The 535-nt window shown below is 52.1% G+C and carries 1 protein-coding gene; it reads right to left on the bottom strand.

Translation table 11 applies throughout. From position 1 onward, the window contains the following. Positions 1-535: hypothetical protein (locus ACFSW8_RS13505; RefSeq protein ID WP_377178499.1), on the bottom strand; the 535-nt coding region annotated here is incomplete at both ends.

Raw genomic sequence — 535 nt, 5'->3', positions numbered from 1 at the left:
CGTGCCACCCCGCTCTCATCCGCCGTGACTGCAATAAGCGAAAGCTTGTTGGGAAACAAACCACCAGCCTCCGCTTGAAAAAGCACCTCAGTACCAGGAGTCGCTCTAACCGCTAGCTCGACTGGCACATGTGTGAGCGTGTAAACATGCGATGCTGAAACCAACTCTAACTCACCATGCTCGCGTGACGCAGAGTCTGCAGCAGCATTGAAGCGACCGCTGAGCCTCTCTAACTCCTCTACCTGTTCTTTGCTTAAAATGTTCTTATACCCCTCCTGATACGATCCACTCCGAAGAATAAAACCCACTGGCTGCAGCACCCGCATGAGCTGGTCGTGAAGCTGCATCTTAGAATAAGCATCACTTTGTTTGAGATACGCACTGTGTAACTCGGAGGCTTCTTGCACCTGTTGCTGGTATATTGGCCACTTCTCTATCACATCCGGAAAGGACTGCACCTCCCCCTTCTTCGCTGCCTCCAGATACGCCAACTTGCTCGCATGCAATGCCCGCACCTTCTCAAACTTCCTTGCCA

Source organism: Rubritalea tangerina, from assembly GCF_042683245.1.
GTDB classification, from domain to species: Bacteria; Verrucomicrobiota; Verrucomicrobiia; order Verrucomicrobiales; family Akkermansiaceae; genus Rubritalea; species Rubritalea tangerina.
This window is presented reverse-complemented; position numbering and strand designations above follow the sequence as displayed.